General features: G+C 63.2%; 17 protein-coding genes and 2 pseudogenes. 7 read left to right on the forward strand and 12 right to left on the reverse strand.

The window, feature by feature from the left end; all coding sequences use genetic code 11:
- Positions 1-988: pseudogene (locus B3361_RS04525) on the forward strand (ribonuclease E); the annotation flags it as partial.
- A gap of 226 nt (positions 989-1214) precedes the next feature.
- Here the strand turns inward: B3361_RS04525 and murB are convergent.
- The 8 genes from murB to B3361_RS04565 form a co-directional block, all read right to left on the reverse strand.
- Positions 1215-2234, reverse strand: coding sequence for a UDP-N-acetylmuramate dehydrogenase (gene murB / locus B3361_RS04530; RefSeq protein ID WP_054905784.1), 1020 nt, complete (start codon positions 2232-2234; stop codon positions 1215-1217).
- The gene (locus tag B3361_RS04535) at positions 2231-2695 is read right to left on the reverse strand and encodes a low molecular weight protein-tyrosine-phosphatase (RefSeq protein WP_286920122.1); all 465 of its coding nucleotides are present in this window, start codon (positions 2693-2695) and stop codon (positions 2231-2233) included. Before B3361_RS04535 ends, murB begins: the two co-directional genes overlap by 4 nt.
- A complete protein-coding gene (gene kdsB, locus B3361_RS04540) occupies positions 2695-3459 on the reverse strand; it encodes a 3-deoxy-manno-octulosonate cytidylyltransferase (RefSeq protein WP_054905782.1) in 765 nt (254 codons plus the stop codon). Before kdsB ends, B3361_RS04535 begins: the two co-directional genes overlap by 1 nt.
- Positions 3456-3641 carry a Trm112 family protein gene (locus B3361_RS04545; RefSeq protein WP_003247142.1) on the reverse strand — a complete coding sequence of 62 codons (186 nt, stop codon included), beginning with the start codon at positions 3639-3641 and terminating at the stop codon, positions 3456-3458. The genes kdsB and B3361_RS04545 overlap by 4 nt, the downstream gene beginning before the upstream one ends.
- 43 nt (positions 3642-3684) lie before the next feature.
- Positions 3685-4686, reverse strand: coding sequence for a tetraacyldisaccharide 4'-kinase (gene lpxK / locus B3361_RS04550; protein ID WP_054905781.1), 1002 nt, complete (start codon positions 4684-4686; stop codon positions 3685-3687).
- Complete coding sequence (locus B3361_RS04555) at positions 4686-5120, reverse strand: ExbD/TolR family protein (RefSeq protein WP_012271149.1); 435 nt, start codon at positions 5118-5120, stop codon at positions 4686-4688. The genes lpxK and B3361_RS04555 overlap by 1 nt, the downstream gene beginning before the upstream one ends.
- Entirely contained in the window at positions 5117-5752 is a 636-nt protein-coding gene (locus tag B3361_RS04560; protein ID WP_286920123.1) for a MotA/TolQ/ExbB proton channel family protein, read from the reverse strand. The genes B3361_RS04555 and B3361_RS04560 overlap by 4 nt, the downstream gene beginning before the upstream one ends.
- Before the next feature lie 177 nt (positions 5753-5929).
- Positions 5930-8143, reverse strand: coding sequence for a DNA internalization-related competence protein ComEC/Rec2 (locus B3361_RS04565; RefSeq protein WP_182336678.1), 2214 nt, complete (start codon positions 8141-8143; stop codon positions 5930-5932).
- Positions 8144-8285: 142 nt separating this feature from the next.
- Here B3361_RS04565 and B3361_RS04570 point away from each other — a divergent pair.
- Positions 8286-8792: pseudogene (locus B3361_RS04570) on the forward strand (DUF2062 domain-containing protein); the annotation flags it as partial.
- Positions 8793-8801: 9 nt separating this feature from the next.
- On the opposite strand, the gene B3361_RS04575 reads toward B3361_RS04570, so the two are convergent.
- From B3361_RS04575 to B3361_RS04585, 3 genes are all read right to left on the reverse strand, one after another.
- The gene (locus tag B3361_RS04575) at positions 8802-9581 is read right to left on the reverse strand and encodes an ABC transporter permease (RefSeq protein ID WP_009681883.1); all 780 of its coding nucleotides are present in this window, start codon (positions 9579-9581) and stop codon (positions 8802-8804) included.
- Positions 9578-10510, reverse strand: a complete 933-nt coding sequence (locus B3361_RS04580; protein ID WP_009681882.1) for an ABC transporter ATP-binding protein — start codon at positions 10508-10510, stop codon at positions 9578-9580. Before B3361_RS04580 ends, B3361_RS04575 begins: the two co-directional genes overlap by 4 nt.
- Positions 10511-10656: 146 nt before the next feature.
- Positions 10657-11280: a glutathione S-transferase gene (locus tag B3361_RS04585; protein WP_054906176.1), complete on the reverse strand. Its 624-nt coding sequence runs from the start codon at positions 11278-11280 to the stop codon at positions 10657-10659.
- A 286-nt stretch (positions 11281-11566) separates the two neighbouring features.
- Here B3361_RS04585 and B3361_RS04590 point away from each other — a divergent pair, with 286 nt between their 5' ends.
- Entirely contained in the window at positions 11567-14014 is a 2448-nt protein-coding gene (locus B3361_RS04590; RefSeq protein WP_054906175.1) for an acyl-CoA dehydrogenase, read from the forward strand.
- Positions 14015-14092: 78 nt separating this feature from the next.
- On the forward strand, positions 14093-14503 hold the full coding sequence (locus B3361_RS04595; RefSeq protein WP_054906174.1) for a PA2817 family protein: 411 nt from the start codon (positions 14093-14095) through the stop codon (positions 14501-14503).
- 12 nt (positions 14504-14515) lie between these two features.
- Here B3361_RS04595 and B3361_RS04600 read toward each other — a convergent pair whose 3' ends face one another.
- Positions 14516-16051, reverse strand: a complete 1536-nt coding sequence (locus B3361_RS04600; protein ID WP_154211993.1) for a hypothetical protein — start codon at positions 16049-16051, stop codon at positions 14516-14518.
- Between the two features lie 254 nt (positions 16052-16305).
- Here B3361_RS04600 and B3361_RS04605 point away from each other — a divergent pair, with 254 nt between their 5' ends.
- From B3361_RS04605 to B3361_RS04615, 3 genes are all read left to right on the forward strand, one after another.
- The gene (locus B3361_RS04605) at positions 16306-16863 is read left to right on the forward strand and encodes a fimbrial protein (protein WP_232892514.1); all 558 of its coding nucleotides are present in this window, start codon (positions 16306-16308) and stop codon (positions 16861-16863) included.
- Positions 16864-16928: 65 nt separating this feature from the next.
- Positions 16929-17654: a fimbrial biogenesis chaperone gene (locus tag B3361_RS04610; protein ID WP_009681876.1), complete on the forward strand. Its 726-nt coding sequence runs from the start codon at positions 16929-16931 to the stop codon at positions 17652-17654.
- 74 nt (positions 17655-17728) lie between these two features.
- Complete coding sequence (locus tag B3361_RS04615; RefSeq protein WP_054906171.1) at positions 17729-18268, forward strand: fimbrial protein; 540 nt, start codon at positions 17729-17731, stop codon at positions 18266-18268.
- Positions 18269-18447: the final 179 nt, after the last annotated feature.

Genomic DNA, 18447 nt, shown 5'->3' on the forward strand with positions numbered 1-18447 from the left:
TCCACGTGAAGAACGTGCCCCACGCCCACCCCGTGAAGAGCGTCAGCCACGCGCTGCCGAAGAAGCGGCCGAACAGGCTGCCGAGCTGGCCGAAGAGCAACTGCCGAACGAAGAACAGCTGCAAGACGAGCAGGAAGGCACGGATGGCGAGCGTCCGCGCCGCCGCTCGCGTGGCCAGCGTCGCCGCAGCAACCGTCGTGAACGTCAGCGCAATGCCAATGGCGAGCTGATCGACGGCGAAGAAGAAGGCAGCGACGAGCAGCCACAGCAGCACCAGGCCACCGAGCTGGGTGCTGAACTGGCGGCGGGCCTGGCCGTGACTGCCGCTGTCGCGACCAGCAACATCAGCAGCGATGCCGAGGCCCAGGCCAACCAACAGGCCGAGCGCGCCAACGCTGACGTCGTTGCCGCTGCAGCAACCGACAACAGCGAAGCCGCCCAGCCGGTTGAGCAGGCTGAAAAGCTCGAGCAAGTCGAAGTTGTCACCAAGGTTGAAGAAGTGGCCGTGGCCCCAGTGGTCGAGCAGCCGGTCAGCGAGCCTGTGGCCGTGGTCGAGGCAACTGCCGAGCCAGTGGTCGAAGTCGCGCCACAACCGGTCGTCGAAGAAGCGCCTGTTGTCGAGCCGGCCGTGGCTGTCGAAGCTCCGGTAGAAGCGCCAGCTGTCGAAGCCGGTGAAATCGAGCAAGCGCCGACCGTGGTCGAGGCTGCGCCGGCTGTCGAACAGCCTGCCCCGGTTGCCGAAGCCCAGCCAGAAGTAGTGGCCGAGCCTGCACCTGTGGTTGCCGAGCCTGCGCCGGTCGCGGCCCCAGCTGTGGTAGAGCCTGCCACTGTCATGCTGGCCAACGGCCGCGCGCCGAACGACCCGCGTGAAGTGCGCCGCCGCAAACGTGAGGCCGAGGCTGCCGCCAAAGCCGCGCAGGAAGCTGCTGCAGCCACTGGCGAGCCAGCCCTGGAAACCGCCGATGAGCAAAAGCCTCATCATGGTTGATAGCCAAGGCTGAATGAAAAAGCCCCGCCAGTGCGAACTGGCGGGGCTTTTTCTTGGCCTATCACTTTATGTCAGCGCCGGGGCTGCCCTTTGTAGGAGCGGCCTTGTGTCGCGATGGGGCGCAAAGCGGCCCCGGGAATATTTGCATTGACGCTGAAATCTGGGGCCGCTACGCGCCCCATCGCGACACAAGGCCGCTCCTACAGGTTCTGCACCGCCCTCTAATTCAGTACAGGTTAGGCTCCATCTCCAGCTCAACCCCGAACCGTTCGAGGATATCGGCCTGGATCCGTCGCGCCAGCGCATGCATCTGCGCCCCACTCGCCTGGCCATGGTTGACCAGCACCAGCGACTGCAAGCGATGCACCCCGGCATCACCCTCGCGATAGCCCTTCCAGCCTGCCTGCTCGATCAACCAGCCTGCGGCCAGCTTTACCTGACCGTCAGCCTGCGGATAGGCGACCACGCCGGGGTACTGCGCACGGATACGCGCCACGCATTCGGCTGAAACCACCGGGTTCTTGAAGAAGCTTCCGGCATTACCCAGCTCGGCCGGGTCTGGCAGCTTTTCGCGGCGAATGCTGCAGATCGCATCGCTGATCGCCTGCGCCGTCGGTTCGGTCACGCCCTGCTCTGCCAGGCGCTGGCGGACCGGGCCGTAGTCCAGGTGCGCGTGCAGGGTCCGGCTCAAGGCAAACCGCACCCGCAGGATCAACCACCGGCCTGGGTTACGCTTGAATACGCTGTCGCGGTAACCGAAGGCACAGTCCGCCAGCGCGAAGTCGCGCAGCTCGCCCGTCTCGCGGTCCAGGGCCGTAAGGCCGACGAACACGTCCTTGATCTCCACCCCGTAGGCACCCACGTTCTGCATGGGTGCAGCGCCCACGGTGCCAGGGATCAGGCTGAGGTTCTCCAAGCCGCAAAAACCCTGCGCCAGGGTCCACTGCACGAACGGGTGCCAGGGCTCGCCGGCCTCGGCTTCGACCACCACATGCTCGCCGTCATCACTGAGCACCCGGCGGCCCTGGCTGGCCATGTGCAAGACCAGCGCATCGATATCGCGCGTCAGCAGCAGGTTGCTGCCGCCGCCGATCACCAGCACTGGCAACGCCAGGCGCTGAGCCTGGCTCAGCGCCTGGCGCACATGCAGGTCATTGCGGGCCTGGCTGAAGTAACGCGCCTTCACGTCGATGCCGAAGGTGTTGTAAGGCTTGAGCGATACCTGCTCCTGCCATTGCCCGGTCATATCCGCCCCTTGATTTCCAGCACCAGCGCCTGGCAGGCCGATTCGATCAGGTCGAGTACCTGCTCGAAGCCATCGGCGCCGCCGTAGTACGGGTCAGGCACTTCATCCAATGCCGCACCATAGCGGCGCAGGAACAGGTCAAGCTCGCCCGTCGCCGTTGGCGGGCGCAGGGCACGCAGGTCGCGAAGGTTGCTCTCGTCCACGGCCAGCACCAGGTCGTATTCGGCGAAGTGCCGCTGCTTGACCTGCTGCGCGCGTTGCCTGGACAAGTCATAGCCACGCGCCAGCGCCGCCTTGCAGGTGCGGCTGTCGGGTGATTTGCCAACGTGCCAGTCGCCCGTACCCGCGGAGGCCACCTGCACGCGGTCGGCGAGCCCGGCAGCCTGTAGCTGGTGGCGCAGCACGCCTTCGGCAGTGGGCGAGCGGCAAATGTTGCCCAGGCACACGAACAGTACGCGCATCAGGCCTCCAGCAAGCGCCGTACGCGCTCCAGGTCTTCTGCGGTGTCTACACCCACGGCAGGCGCCTCGATCGCGTCCTCGACGTGGATGCGCACACCGTGCCACAGGGCACGCAACTGCTCCAGGGCTTCGGTCTGCTCCAGCCAGCAGGGGCCCCAGCTGACGAAGTCGTGGAGGAAGCCCACGCGGTAGGCGTACATGCCGATATGGCGGCGGTAAGGTACGCCGGCTGGCAACTGGTCCTGGCCTTTGGCGAAGGTGTCACGCGCCCACGGCAGCGGCGCCCGGCTGAAGCTCAGGGCAAGGCCGTGCTTGTCGCTGACCACCTTCACCGCATTGGGGTTGAACACGGTTTCCGGCTCATGGATCTGCTCGGCCAGGGTGGCGATGGCCGCTTGCGGGTGGGCAGCCAGGTTGGCAGCTACCTGGTCGATGATCACCGGCGGGATCAGCGGCTCGTCACCCTGCACGTTGACCACGATGGCATCGGCCGCCAGGCCTAGTTGCGTCGCCACTTCAGCCAGGCGGTCGGTACCCGACTCATGGTCGACACGGGTCATCAGCACTTCAGCGCCAAAGGCCTGGCAAGCTTCGAAGATGCTGGCATCGTCGGTAGCGATGACCACGCGGCTGGCCGCGCTCTTGCGCGCCTGCTCCCATACATGTTGCACCATCGGCTTGCCGGCGATGGCCAGCAGCGGCTTGCCTGGCAAGCGCGTGGAACGCAGGCGGGCAGGAATCACCACGGTGTAGTCCAGGCTCATTTGTCCAGGCGCTCGTCGTCGGTCAGGGTACGTGCTTCGCTCTCCAGCATGACCGGGATACCGTCGCGAATCGGGTAGGCCAGGCCGGCACCCTTGCTGATCAGCTCGGTCTTGTCGGCGCTGAGCTTGAGCGGGCCCTTGGTGATCGGGCAGGCGAGGATATCGAGCAGTTTGGTGTCCATTGAAGGCTTCCTTTAGGCCAGATGGCCAGAAATGAAAACGGGCTCAGGGCTTGTGCAGCAAACGCTGCAGCTGGCTGTCGAACCAGGCGCTGAATGCCGGCGTGGGCTGTGCTTCGACAGCCAGGTACCACCAGTCGTCGGCGGCGAAGGCGCGGCATTTCACGGCGTCCTTCTCGGTCATGACCAGCGGTAGCGGTGGGCTGAAGGCCAGGCTCCGGGCGCTGAAGTGTGCATGGTCGGCAAAAGGGTGCGGCAGCGGCTGCCAGTTTAGCCCCAGCAGGGTATTGAAGAAACGTTGCGGGTTGCCGATACCGGCCACCGCGTGCAGGCGCTGGCCGGCGGGAAAATGGTCGAGTGGGCGGCGCTCGCCACTGCGCAGGTTGACCAGTGCGGATGGCTGCAGGCGCAGGCCAAAGCCACCGACACGGTCTTCGCCGGCACCATTGAACAGCACCGCATCGGCGCCCTGCAGGCGTTCGGCAGGCTCGCGCAGCGGGCCGGCCGGCAGGCAGCGGCCGTTGCCCAGGCCACGCGCGGCATCGATCAGGACCAGCTCCAGGTCACGTGCCAGGCGGTAGTGCTGCATGCCGTCATCACACAGGATCAGGTCCAGCGGTTCACTGGCCAGCAGGGCCTGCACGGCGCGGGCGCGATCTGGGTCGATCATCAGCGGTACCCCGCTGCGCTGCACGATCAGTAGCGGTTCGTCCCCGGCCTGTTCGGCAGACTGGTCGGCCAACACCCGCCACGGCAACTGCGGCGGTTTGGCGCCATAGCCACGGCTGACCACGCCGACGTTCAGCCCCTGCTGGCGGCAATGCTCGATCAGCCAGAGAATCATCGGTGTCTTGCCGGTGCCACCCACGGTGATATTGCCCACCACGATGACCGGCACCGGTGCGCGGTAGCTGGCACTTTCACCCTTTAGAAAGCGCGCGCGCTTGCGCGTGACCACGCGGCGGTACAACGCCTCCAGCGGGCGCAGCAGCGCCAGCGCCGGGTGCCCGGCGTACCAGGCGGCGAGCAGGCGATCGGCGATAGCCATCAGGGCGTGCCCTGGGCCGCCTCGACGGTGGTCATGCGCAATTGGCTGAAGCCGAGCTTGCCGGCAGCATCCATCGCAGTGACCACAGCCTGGTGCGGGGTCTTGCCATCGGCACTGATGGCCAGGGGCAGCTTGTTGTCACCACCCGACTCACGCTCGATGGCCTCGCTCAGTGTGGCCAGGTCGCTCTTGGGCAGCAGGTGGTTGTTCACCGAGTACACGCCTTCGGCGCTGATGGTGATTTCCACCAGCTTGCCCTGGTCGGCCGGCGCCTGCTCGGCACTGGCGGCCTCCGGCAGCTCGACCCGCAGCTGCGTTTCACGGGTGAAGGTGGTGGTGACCACGAAGAACAGCAGCAGCACGAACACCACGTCGATCAGCGACGCCAGGTTGATGTCGACGTTCTCCCGCTGGCGATTGCGCCGGAACTTCACGCCTTGCCTCCGGCCACTTCCACTTCGCGGTCGCCCTGCAGCACTTCCACCAGCTTGATCGCCTCCTGCTCCATGCCCACCACCAGTTCATCGATGCGGCGCAGCAGGAAACGGTGGAAGAACACCGCCGGAATACCGACCATCAGGCCCGCCGCCGTGGTGACCAGGGCCTTGGAAATACCACCGGCCAGTACCGCGGCGTTGGCGGTCATCTGCGTGCCCATGAAGGCACTGAAGATGTCGATCATGCCCAGCACGGTGCCCAGCAGGCCCAGCAGCGGGGCCATGGCAGCGATGGTGCCGAGGGTGCTGATGTAGCGCTCCAGCTCGTGGATAACGCGCGAAGCCGCCTCTTCGATGCACTCTTTCATGATTTCGCGGCCATGGTGCGAATTGGCCAGGCCCGCGGCGAGGATCTCACCCAGTGGCGAATCGGCGCGCAGCGCCTTGAGCTTGTCACTGGTGAGTTGCTTGTCCTTGATCCATATCCAGACCTGGCCCAGCAAGTGTGGCGGGGTGACGCGGCTGGCGCGCAGGGTCCACAGGCGCTCGATGACGATAGCCATGGCAGCGATGGAGCTCAGAATGATCGGCAGCATCATCCAACCACCGGACTTGACCAATTCCCACACAGTAAACGCCCCTTCGGATAAAGGCCGCCACTCTACCATAGGCACGGCGGAGGCTCATCTGCCGGAGATCAGGGAGCATGCCTTGGATCGGTATCAGGGCTGACAGGCGCTGCAACTGTCATGGCGAACCCCTGGGGCATAGAAAATGTCATGGCAAGCACCTGCAAGCCCCTCCCCTCACTCCACCCGAGCCCGCCAGAACCGCCGCTGTCCCCGCATCCCCTCAACCTCCCCCCACCCACCCAGCACCAACCGCAAAGCCCCCTGCACCGCCGTGTCATGCACCACCACCCCATGCCGCCGGTACCGCTCCACCACCTGCGCATGCGGGTGTCCAAAGCTATTATTGCGCCCCCGCGATATCAGCACCCCACGCGGCGCCGTGGCACGCATGAACCCCTCGCTGGAGGAACTGCGGCTGCCATGGTGCGGCGACTGCAGCCAGTCAATGCGTGGCGCGTCGGTCGCCGCCAGCCAGGCACGCTCCGCCCCTACCTCCATGTCGCCGGCCAGCAACAACCGCTCACCCTGCGCCTCGACCAGCAACACACAGGAGCGGTCATTACTGCTGCGCCCATCCGCCCAGCGCCACAGCGAAAAACCCACGCCATCCCATTCCCATTGCTCGCCACTGGCACAGGGTTGCAACTGAACATCATCCAGCGCTTCCCCACCGATAACCCGCTCGACCGGCAAACCCCGCTGTATCGCCCCAGCACCGCCGGCATGATCGGCGTGGGCATGGCTGATCAGCATCACGTCCAGGTGACTCACCCCCAACTTGCGCAAGGTCGGCAACACCACCCGCTCCCCCAGGTCGCTGTCGCCCCTCGCCGGCCCGGCGTCATACAGCAGGTTGTGATGCCGGGTGCGCAACAGCACCGCCAAGCCTTGGCCAACGTCCAGTTGCCAGACCTCCACCTGCCCGAAAGGCACCGGCTCGCGCGGCACCCAAAGGGCCAACAGCATCACCCCGCCCAACCCTCTCAGCGGCACGCCACGGGGCAGCAGCACCAGCAAAGCCCCCAGGCAGACCAGCAGCCAGGCCCATAGCGGCAGGGCTGGCGGCACCCATGCCGGGCGTTGCTGCGCAACCAGCGCCAACACCCGAAACAGCACGTCCAGCAAGCCACCTGCCAGCCACAACAAGGCCTCCCCAGCCCCACCCAACGGCAACAGCAAGGTACCCAGCAAGGCCAACGGCAGTACCGCCAGGCTCACCCATGGCACCGCCACCAGGTTGGCCAGCGGCGCACTCAGGCTCACCGGCAAGCCCACGGCCAGCAGCACCGGCAACAAACCGATGGCAATCACCCACTGCGCCCGCGTCCAGGCCTGCCATGGCCGCCATGCCCCCAGGCGGGCACTGAAGCAAAACACCAGCGTGGCCACGGCGCCGAACGACAGCCAGAAGCCCGGAAGCAGCGCCGCCAGCGGCTCGACCAGCAACACGACCACCAGCGCCAGCAACAGTGGCAGGAACGCCCCCAGGTGCCGAAAACGCAGCCGCCAGAGCAACACCACGGCCAGCATCAGACAGGCACGCTGTACCGGCACCCCCGCGCCGGCCAGCCAGCCGTAGGCCAGTGCCGCACCCATGGCCAGCGCGCACGCCGAGGGCAGCCACGGCAGCCGTGCGGGCCACAGCCCCCAGCGGGCCAACCCGGCGACCAGGCCATAGAGCAAACCGGCAACCAGGCCAATGTGCTGGCCGGAAATGACCAACAAGTGCACCGTGCCGGTGGCCTGCAACGTCTGCCAATCTTCCCGCGCCAGGCCGGCCCCGTCGCCGAGCACCAGGGCCACCAGCGCGCCCTGCCGGCCGTTGGCATCGACCGCCAGCAAGCGCTGGCGCAGCGTGTCCCGCCACCCATAGCTGGCCGGCGCCAGCAGCTGCCCCGCCTTCACCGTACCGGTAGCGCCGACCCGCCGGGCCAGCAACTGCGCTTCACGGTCCGGCCCATGCGGGTTCAACAACCCGGCGGGGCGCTGCAAGGTCACCGCCAGCCGCCACTGCTCGCCGGCCCGTACCGGCGGCCCGTCGAACCAGCTGACTTGCAGGCGTTGTGGCAATTCGGCACGGCGCGAACGGGCGGCCTCCAGCTCGAAACGCACACCGTGCGCCGTGCGTGCCGGCAAGCCGACCACCCGCCCCTCCAGCCACAAGGTGCGGCCATCCAAAGCGGCCGCCAGCCGGTCATCCAGGGCCTGCTGGGCAGACCAGCTGGCCCAGCACAGCCCCAACAGAAAACAGCCCAATGGCCACCCGCGGGTGAACAGGCAGACGCCAGCGCAAGCCGCCAGCACCCACAACCACCCGTCCGGTGACAATACAGGAAGAAAGCCCAGGCACAGCAGCCCGAGCGCAAGCGCCAACATCCCTGTGCGCATGAGGTAGAGCTCCAGAAGCCAAATCACCTTCTGAGGCATAGCCCAATTGCCGGCACGGCTTGCTCAACAATTGTCACAAACTCTGAACGAGGCTGAGCGGGAATAAGGGCATACTGCCCGGGTCAACGCTCCGGGAGCCTACATGCCGCGCCGACTTTTCAAACGCTACATGCCGGACCCGACCAGTATTCGGGAACACAAGTCCTTACGCTTTTTCGGCAAGTTGCTGCACGACCCGAACCTCTGGCACCTGAACCGCCATTCGGTGGCGCGGGCCATGGGCGTTGGCCTGTTCGCGGCACTGATCCCGATGCCGGCGCAGATGCTGCTGGCCGCCGCGCTGGCCATTCCGGTACGCGGCAACCTGCCGATCGCGGTCAGCCTGGTGTGGTTGACCAACCCACTGACGATGCCGCCGGTGTTCTTCGTCACCTACATGACCGGCGCCTGGCTGATGCAGGTACCACCGCGCACATTGCCTGACGAACTGACCTTCGAGTGGATCACCGACCAGCTGTCGACGCTGTGGCAACCCTTCCTGCTCGGCTCGGTGGTGTGCGGCGTGGTGCTGGGCATCCTTGGCTACTTCGGCACCATGCTGTACTGGCGCTGGTGGGTGGGCCGGCAGTGGCGGCGCCGCCAATGCCGGTGCAAGGCCTCAGGCGCGCATGCCGCGGCCGCTGACCAGCAGGCGCACACACAGCAGGTAGAGCACCGCGGTGGCCACCAGCATGAAGGTGATCGCCGTACCGATGCTGATATCCGACACCCCTAGGATGCCGTAGCGGAACGAGTTGACCATGTGCAGCACCGGGTTGGCCAGCGACACGGTCTGCCAGAATGGCGGCAGCAGGTTGATCGAATAGAACACCCCGCCCAGGTAAGTCAGTGGCGTCAGCACGAAGGTCGGGATGATCGAAATGTCATCGAAGTTGCGCGCGAACACCGCGTTGACGAAGCCCAGCAGCGAGAAAATGGTCGCGGTCAACAGCACCACGGCCACGGTCACGCCCAGGTGGTGAACCTGCAGGTCGGTGAAGAACATCGACAGGATGGTCACGATCACCCCCACCGCCAGGCCACGCAACACGCCGCCCAGCACATAGCCGACGAGAATGATGTGCGGCGATACCGGCGACACCATCAACTCTTCGATCGAGCGCTGGAACTTGCTGCCGAAGAAGCTCGACACCACGTTGCCATAAGAGTTGGTGATCACCGACATCATGATCAGCCCGGGCACGATGTACTGCATGTAGGTGAAACCACCCATGTCACCGATCTGCCGGCCGATCAGGTTACCGAAAATCACGAAGTACAGGACCATGGTGATCGCGGGCGGCAGCAGGGTCTGCGGCCAGATGCGCAGAAAACGCCGCACTTCACGGTAGACGATGGTGTTCAGGGCGACCCAGTTGGTACGCAGTTCCACACTCATACGGCCACCTTCGACAGGTTTTTTTCCACCAGGGACACGAACAGCTCCTCGAGTCGGTTGGTCTTGTTGCGCAGGCTTTGCACTTCGATGTTCTGCAAGGCCAGCTGGCCGAACAGCGCGGTAATGCCGATGTCCTTGTCCACCTGCACTTCCAGCGTGTGCGGGGTCAGCAGCCGGCAAGGGTAGCCTTGCAACACCGGCGCCGTGGCCAGGTCCTGCTTGAGGTCGAGGACGAAGGTTTCGACATGCAGCTTGCCCAGCAACTGGCGCATGCTGGTGTTCTCGACGATGGTGCCGTGGTCGATGATGCCGATGTTACGGCACAGCTGCTCAGCCTCTTCCAGGTAATGGGTGGTGAGGATGATGGTGATGCCCTTCTGGTTCAGCTCGGTGAGAAAGCTCCACATCGACCGGCGCAGCTCGATGTCCACCCCGGCGGTAGGTTCGTCCAGGATCAGCAGGCGCGGCTCGTGAATCAGCGCGCGGGCAATCATCAGGCGGCGCTTCATGCCACCAGACAACGAACGCGACTGCACGTCGCGCTTGTCCCACAGGCCCAGCTGGGTCAGGTATTGCTCGGCGCGCTCCTTGGCCAGTTTAGGCGGGATACCGTAGTAGCCGGCCTGGGTCACCACGATATCGAAGGTTTTCTCGAACTGGTTGAAGTTGAATTCCTGCGGCACCACGCCCAGGCAGCGCTTTAGCGCGGCGGGCTCGCGGTCCAGGTCATGGCCGAACACGTTGACCGTGCCGCTGGTCTTGTTCACCAGCGTGGACAGGATGCCGATGGTGGTGGACTTGCCGGCGCCGTTGGGACCGAGCAAGGCGAAGAAGTCACCTTCGGCAACGTCCAGGTCGATGCCCTTGAGGGCCTGGAAGCCGTTGCCGTAGGTTTTGGTGAGCTGTCGGATGGACAGGGCAGAACTCATAGCGGGTCACTTACCGAAGAATAAGGTGCAGGACACGCCAGATAACGTCACTGGCGCAGTGAGTGCGGCCAATGGTGCAAGGCCTGGCCGCACAAGTACAGTCATGTGTATTGATAGTGACTATCGAAACAGCCGTGGTGTTCGATTCAGGTCAGCGCCGTCATCACCGCAGCCTGGTAGGCCGGGCGTGCCTTGAGGCGTGCGTACCACGCTTCCAGATGCTGCATGGCCGGGCGCTCGATGGGCAGCTCGAACCAGGCGTAGGCGAAGCACCCCAGTGGGATGTCGCCCATGCCGATCTGGTCACCGGAAAGATACGGCTGCTGGGCCAGGGCAGCATCGGCCATCGCCAGCAGCTCGGCACAGCGCTTGTGCGCAGCGTTGATCGCCACCCAGTCGCGCTGGTCTTCCGGGGTACGCAGCAGGCCCCAGAACAGCGGGCGGAAGGGGGTTGCCAAGGCCGAGGTGGTCCAGTCCATCCACTTGTCGGCCAGGGCGCGCTGGCGCGGGTCTTCCAGGTACCAGCCTTGCTCGGCGCCGTACTCGGCGCACAGGTAGCGGACGATGGCGTTGGACTCCCACAGGACCAGGTCGCCGTCCTCCAGCAGGGGCACCAGGCCATTGGGGTTGCGCGCGCGGTAGTGCGGCTCGTTGACCACGCCGAAAGCGCCGCCGGCGTCGATGGACGCGAAGTCCAGGCCCAGTTCGTGGGCAATCCACAGCGCCTTGCGCACATTGCTCGAATTCTTGCGGCCCCAGATCTTCAGCATGGCAACGTCCTTATGAATGTGGAGGGCTGCACAGTCTACTCCAGAGTTTTCTCGCCTGTACCGGCCTCTTCGCGGGCGCGCCCGCTCCCACAGGTGCCTCACCCGTCTCGAACCCTGTGATATCCCTGTGGGAGCGGGCGTGCCCGCGAAGAGGCCGGCACAGGCTGAAAATATCCTGAAACTCCCACCGCCACACCCTGTCACTGTTCTGACCCTGCCGTTCACGGCGTTACGTCTAAGCTGTCTGGGACGGTTCAAGCTCCCCTGGTTCCAAGGAGGACCGATTATGTTGCTGTTATGGTTGGTAGTGCTGGTGATCGGCGCGGCATACCTCACGCACCGGCGCCTGGCGCCCCTGCAGATTCTCGGCATCGTGGCGGCCTACGTCCTGCTGATGAGCATTTTCAGCAACGCCCCCGGCTGGCTGCTGGCGCTGATCTGGATCGTGCTGGCGTTCAAGGTGGCCGTGGTGGCGCTGCCCGACTGGCGCCGCAGGGTATTTACCGGCCGGGTGTTCAGCTGGTTCCAGCGCACCCTGCCGCCCATGTCGCAAACCGAGCGCGAAGCGATCGACGCAGGCACCGTCTGGTGGGACGGCGAGCTGTTCAGTGGCCGCCCCGACTGGCGCACACTGCTCGCCTACCCGGCACCGACGCTGACCGAGGAGGAACAGGCCTTCATCGACGGCCCCACCGAAGCGCTCTGCGCAATGGTCAGCGACTGGCAGATCGGCCAGGACCTCGACCTGCCGCCCGAAGCGTGGGCGCATATCAAGTCGAACGGTTTCTTTGCCCTGATCATCCCCAAGGAATATGGCGGTAAAGGTTTCTCCGCCTATGCCCACTCCCAGGTGGCGATGAAGCTGGCCACCCGCAGCGGCGACCTGGCCTCGACCGTGATGGTGCCCAACTCCCTGGGGCCCGCTGAGTTGCTGCTGCACTACGGCACCGATGAGCAACGCAACCACTACCTGCCGCGCCTGGCCCGTGGCGAAGAAATCCCCTGCTTCGCCCTCACCGGCCCATTGGCCGGCTCCGACGCTGGCGCCATGCCCGACACTGGTGTCATCTGCAAAGGCCAATGGCAAGGCGAAGAAGTCCTCGGCCTGCGCCTGAACTGGGAAAAGCGCTATATCACCCTCGGCCCGGTCGCGACCTTGCTGGGCCTGGCCTTCAAGGCCTACGACCCGGACCATTTGCTGGGCGAGCAGGAAGAACTGGGCATCAGCCTGGCCCTGATCCCCACCGACACCCCCGGCGTAGAAATCGGCAAGCGCCACCTGCCGCTGGGCGCTGCCTTCATGAACGGCCCCAACAGCGGCAAGGACGTGTTCGTGCCGCTGAGCTTCCTGATCGGTGGCCAGGCCATGCTCGGCAAGGGCTGGATGATGCTGATGAACTGCCTGTCGGTGGGCCGCTCGATTTCCCTGCCCGCCGTCGGCACGGGGGCGGCCAAGTACACCAGCCTGGTCACCGGCCAGTACGCCACTATCCGTGAACAGTTCAACGTGCCGCTTGCCGCGTTCGAGGGCATCCAGGAATCCCTGGCACGCATCGGCGGCAACGCCTGGCTGATGGACAGCGCCCGCCTGCTCACCGCCAAGGCCGTGGACCTGGGCGAAAAGCCCTCGGTGCTGTCGGCGATTCTCAAGTACCACCTCACCGAGCGCGGCCGTGAATGCATCCAGCATGCCATGGACGTGCACGGCGGCAAGGGCATCATCATGGGCCCGAACAACTACCTGGGCCGGAACTGGCAGGGGGCGCCGATCTTCATCACCGTCGAGGGCGCCAATATCCTCTCGCGCAACCTGATGATCTTCGGCCAGGGCGCCATCCGTTGCCACCCGTTCGTGCTCAAGGAAATGGCCCTGGCAAGCCGTGAAGACCGCGACCAGGCCCTGAAGGAATTCGACGACCTGCTGATGAAGCACATCATGTTCGCTGCCGGCAACGCGGCAAGCACACTCGTGTTCAACCTTGGGCTGGGTCGATTGGAGAATGTGCCCGGTGATGCCTTGAGCCAAGGCTACTTCCGCGCCCTCAACCGCCAGGCATCAGCCTTTGCTCTGCTGGCCGACCTGTCGATGATGCTACTGGGCGGCGCGCTCAAACGTCGCGAACGCCTCAGCGCGCGGCTGGGCGACGTCCTGAGCTACCTGTACTTGGCCAGCGCCGCGCTCAAGCGCTATCACGACCTCGGCTCACCCCAGCACATGCAGCCCCTGCTGCGCTGGGCCATGGAAGAAAGCCTGGGCCAGGCGGAAACAGCCCTGGATAGGCTGCTGGACAATTTCCCCAACCGCTTCATTGGCTGCGCCCTGCGCGTGCTGGTGTTCCCCTTTGGCCGTCGTCACACCGGGCCCAGCGATGAACTGGACGCCGAAGTGGCAGCGCTGATTGGGCGTAGCAAAGGTGACCCGGCGCTGGAAGAGCTGCTTTCCGGTTGCTTCAGGCCAAAAACCGATGGAGATCCAGTGGCGGCGCTGCAACGGGCCTGCGAGTTGCTGGAGGAAGCTGCACCCTTGCACAAGGCGCTGCATCAGGCGATCAAGGGTGGCAAGGTACAGCCGACCCCTGGGCAATCGGCAATTGATGCAGCGGTAAAGGCCGGTGCGCTTCAGCCAGGTGAAGGCCTACAGCTGCATGAGGCTGAAAAAGCCCGCAGGATCGTGATTGATGTGGACGCGTTCGACAAAGCGCAGTTGCTGCCTGAGCACGGCAAGGTACGCTGAAACCAGGGGCCGTTTTGCGGCCCCCTCCCTCCCGGCGTATACTCCGCGCCCGTTTGACCTATCTCGAGGACCATGCCCATGGCCACCCCCCACCTGCAATACCACCTGCAACTGCTGAACCACCTGCGCACCATCTTGGTGGCCCTGGGTGACGCCGAGCAGGTACCGGAGGAAAGCCACGCCCTGTTCCTGGAGCGCTTCGACGAACTACTGACCCTACTGCCGCAGGACCCACTGCAAAGCCAGTACCTGGGCCAGGACCTGACCTGTCAGGTGATCCAGCGCTACCCACAGATCGCTCATCTGGTACCCCGCGATTTGCTGTGGTTCTTCGGTGGTGACTGCCTGCATTTCATGCCTGACGAAGAGTTGGACCTGTACCAGCAACTCGAGGAGCGTCGCTACGAAGCCGAGCGCAACGACGAGCCGTTCGACTGGCACCAGGAAAAGCAGTTGCTGGCCCAGACGCCTCCATCGACCCACCACTGAACGGGCCATTGCTCAACGCGAGTAGTAGTCGACCAGCGTGTCAATATCGAGCATCGGCATCGCAATGATTGTCAGCCCCCAGCGCCATTCATCCACAGCGAAGGTGTCCTCCCCCATGACGACAGAGTAAGGGCTTGGGTTGCTCACATCTGGCCTGAAAACGCCAGCAATAACCGAGCCATTACCCGCAAGAACCCGCCACGATACCTGCGAGTCCGCAACCGCTTTTTCCTCTTGACGTCCGTTTAAGTAAAACAGTGAAAGTTTAAGGCCCAAGGCGTGCCGGGCAACCCGGATAAAGTGCGTGGGATGTACCCAGCGAATCACAAACGTGGCATAGGCCTCCTGCCACGTGTCTGTTACTTTAATGATATCTGTCTCGGTCGGAGTAACCAGGGACGCGCGGCAGGCGGCAGGTATGAATGTGTCTCCCCCCGTATTGAAACGCACCGCCGCTGGCAGTGATTGCGGCGGTTTGTAGTAGTGCTTGCCGTTCTGCACGAGCAACTCGCCATGCAGTGTGCCCTCCGCACCCCAGACTGGCTGCGCTCCCGCTGACATCAGCTGGATCTCTTCCAGATCGCCTCCATAATCGCAAAAACTAATCAGCGGAGAGCACTTCAGCGCCTGCGCCTGGGTACTTACTTTGGTTTGCGCCATCTCAGAGCCAGAAAGAGCATATACGGCAAAATAAAAATTGCCCGGCGGTATGTACCCTCCCAGGGTCCACTTCATTGACCAGCTGGGCGCGAACAGACCAACTACCCAGTCTTTGTCCACTGGCGGCAGCTGGGTCAGGGTGATTGGGAATGCCCCGACCTCAAAGGCGATAGCGACGTCTTCGGATGCCGGCACCAGAATCGGATCTGATTGGGCGGCTACCTGACCCGGGCCGTTGAAGACGTTGACCCGGATTCGTGACTGGTCATATTCGAAATAAACCCATACGTCGTCAAGAGCAACAGAAACTGGCTTTGACAAAGTCGCGACCTTCATGCGCTTCAAGGGCTCGAAGTGCTCCTTGAACCGGTCAGCGCTCAATCGGTCATTTGCTATCACGTAAGTGGCAGGTTGCTCCCAGTGCACCACCGCCTCACTGCCTTTCCATTTGTGGTATTCGATATGGCTGCTGTTGAGACCGAGGGTCACCTCAAGCACCTTGCCCGCGCTGGCGTCCGACTGCTCGATTCTCACAGCCTGGCGCGCATTCATGCCAATAGGTGTATTCAACGATAGCCGCAGGTCGGTCAGCAGGTTCTTGTCCAGTTTCAATGTTCGCGCTGACGTTTCGAACCGCAACTTTGGGTAACCCAGATGCACCAAGCTCAGCTCCCAAGTCGTTCTGTTCATCTCGCGCTCGGAAACCACCAACTCAGGCCAGTCCATATCGTGACCAATGAGTGCATGGCGCTTTGCCCATAAACCGTTCAGCTGTGTTTCATCGTTAAGGGCATAGAGGAGCAATATCGCAGACTCTGCGGCGGCCGCTGAGTCCGAGACTTCTTTAGCCACAGGCTTATTGCTTTCTTTCTCTTTGTGCATGCTCATGCCCCACTCCCATCAACAAAGCACTGATATGCCCATAATCAGGCAGCATTGAAAACTGGCATTTTTACCAGTTGTCGGGCGGCAAGAAGCGACTCACTCTTGAAGCAGAATCACGCATTAGGCTTTTACTATGTACTTATCAGTATTTTCCTACATGCGACCATTCCCAAACGACCTAATCTTTTCTCCCCCTGCCGTCAAGTTTTTCGGCAGAAATCCATAGGCCGAAATGCCCTGCCTACAACGGGTCCACAGTGGAGTACAACATGAAGAAGAAGCTTATCCCGCTTGCCATCTTGCTTGGCCTTGCCAGCAATGCAGCACTCGCCAATACTGGCTCGATCAACTTCTACGGCCAGGTGCACGCCGGTACTTGCCCGATCGAAATCATTGACCCGTCGACCGGCCTGCCGGTAGCCCGCATCAACATGGGCAACGTCAGCGTTTCGCAGTTCGCAGCCACAGGCGATGAAGCTGCATCGCGCGCCTTCGGCATGCGCGTGACCCCAGGTAATGGCTGTACTGTAACCCCTAATACCAGTGCCCAGGTGACTTTCACTGGCGCCTATGGCGGTGCCGGTACTGGTGGTACGCTGTATGCGCTGGAGCCAGGCGGGGCAGCCGACTTGGCCTTGATTATCAAGGACAATGCCGGTACACCGATAGACAACGGCTCGCCTTCCAAGGATTACCCACTGGATGACGCGAACCCCACCACGATGATTTTCTCTGCGGCCTATAAGTCCATTGGCACCGGGGTCACCGCCGGCACCGCCAATACCGATGTGCAATTTCTTGTCAACATCCCATGAGAAAGCACCTCAGGCGAACTGACGTCGCCTGAGGTGTCTTCATACCATTCAAAAGGTATCGCCAGATGAAGATTCACCTGCGCCGCCTTGCCTTGGGTATTTGCTTCGCGAGCATGATGCAGACCGCTCAGGCAGCGCTAACCGTCAATACCACGCGAATCGTGTTCGACAGCGACAACAGCAGCACCTCTGTAGTGATCGCCAACCCCAGCCCCCGCCCCTATGCGGTGCAAACCTGGGTCAACACCGCGAAGGACGACACCGATACAGCCGTCCCTCTGGCGACTTCGCCCGGGTTGTTCCGCCTGGACCCCGGCAAGGAGCAAATGGTGCAGATCAGCCGCCTGCCCAACAAGTTGCCCAAGGATCGGGAAACGCTGTTCTACCTCAATGTTCAGGAGATCCCCGAAGCAACGCCGGGGGATGTCAACGTACTCAATATTGCGCTGCGCACGCGCCTGAAGCTTTTCTATCGCCCCAAAGAATTGAAAGACCGGCCCGCAGAGCGCATCGGTGAGCTGGAGTGGTCCGTGCGCCAACGCGCTGGGCGTGTCGAACTCGTGGTACACAACCCAACGCCCTACCATTACACATTCGGCCGCCTGGAAGTCAGCAGTGCAGGCAAAACAGAGGCAATCCAGGCCATGGCCATGGCGCGGCCATTTGATCTGCAGGTTTATGACCTGACCCAAATCAAAACGCTCACTGGCTTGCAACTGACCTTTACCACCATCAATGACTACGGGGTCGCCACCACGCCGATGCAAAAAGCACTGTCGAGCCTGCCCTGAGCCCCTTGCGTCACCTCAATCGAGCCCTTTGGGCTCGTTTGCTATTCCGACTTACCTGTAACAGGACAGCTTATATGAAGCCCTTAGTCGTAGCCTTTGGACTGGCAATTTCCAGCCAACAAGCGCTTGCAAACACGGGTTCAATCAACTTCTTTGGCCAGGTCCACAGCGGGACCTGTGCAGTTGAAATCATCGACCCTTCAACCGGCCTGCCCGCCAGCAGGATCTACATGGGCGAAGTATCCACTGCCCAGTTCAAGCAGCCAGATGATGAGGCCGCAAACCGCGCCTTCGGTTTGCGCCTTACCCCCGGTGGCGGCTGCATACTGCTCCCCGGTGCCAATACCAGCGTAACCTTCACCGGAAGTTACGGCGGCGCCGGCGCCAGCGGCACGTTGTACGCCCTGGAGCCAGGTGGCGCCACGGGGTTGGCCTTGATCATCAAGGACAATGTGGGTACACCGGTAGACAATGGAATCGCCTCCAAACAATATCCCCTGCATGACAGCAAACCTACTGACATGTTGTTTTCTGCGGCTTACAAAGCGATCGATACACAGGTAACCGCTGGTTCCGCCAACAGTGATGTGCAGTTCACGGTGGCCATACCGTAAGCGTTGAAAAATCGGGCCTCACGGCCCGATGCCGGTCAGCTAAGCCTTGGTGGCAGCCATGGGGCTGCTTTGCAGCCCATCGCCGGCAAGCCAACCGGGATCGCCTTAGGGCTGACAGGTGTTTGCCACCCGGTATGGCAGCGCCTGTTAGAGCGAGCGCCGCCCGCGCGCCGGAAGAG

This window comes from Pseudomonas sp. UBA6699 (assembly GCF_002454615.1).
Lineage (GTDB): Bacteria > Pseudomonadota > Gammaproteobacteria > Pseudomonadales > Pseudomonadaceae > Aquipseudomonas > Aquipseudomonas juntendi.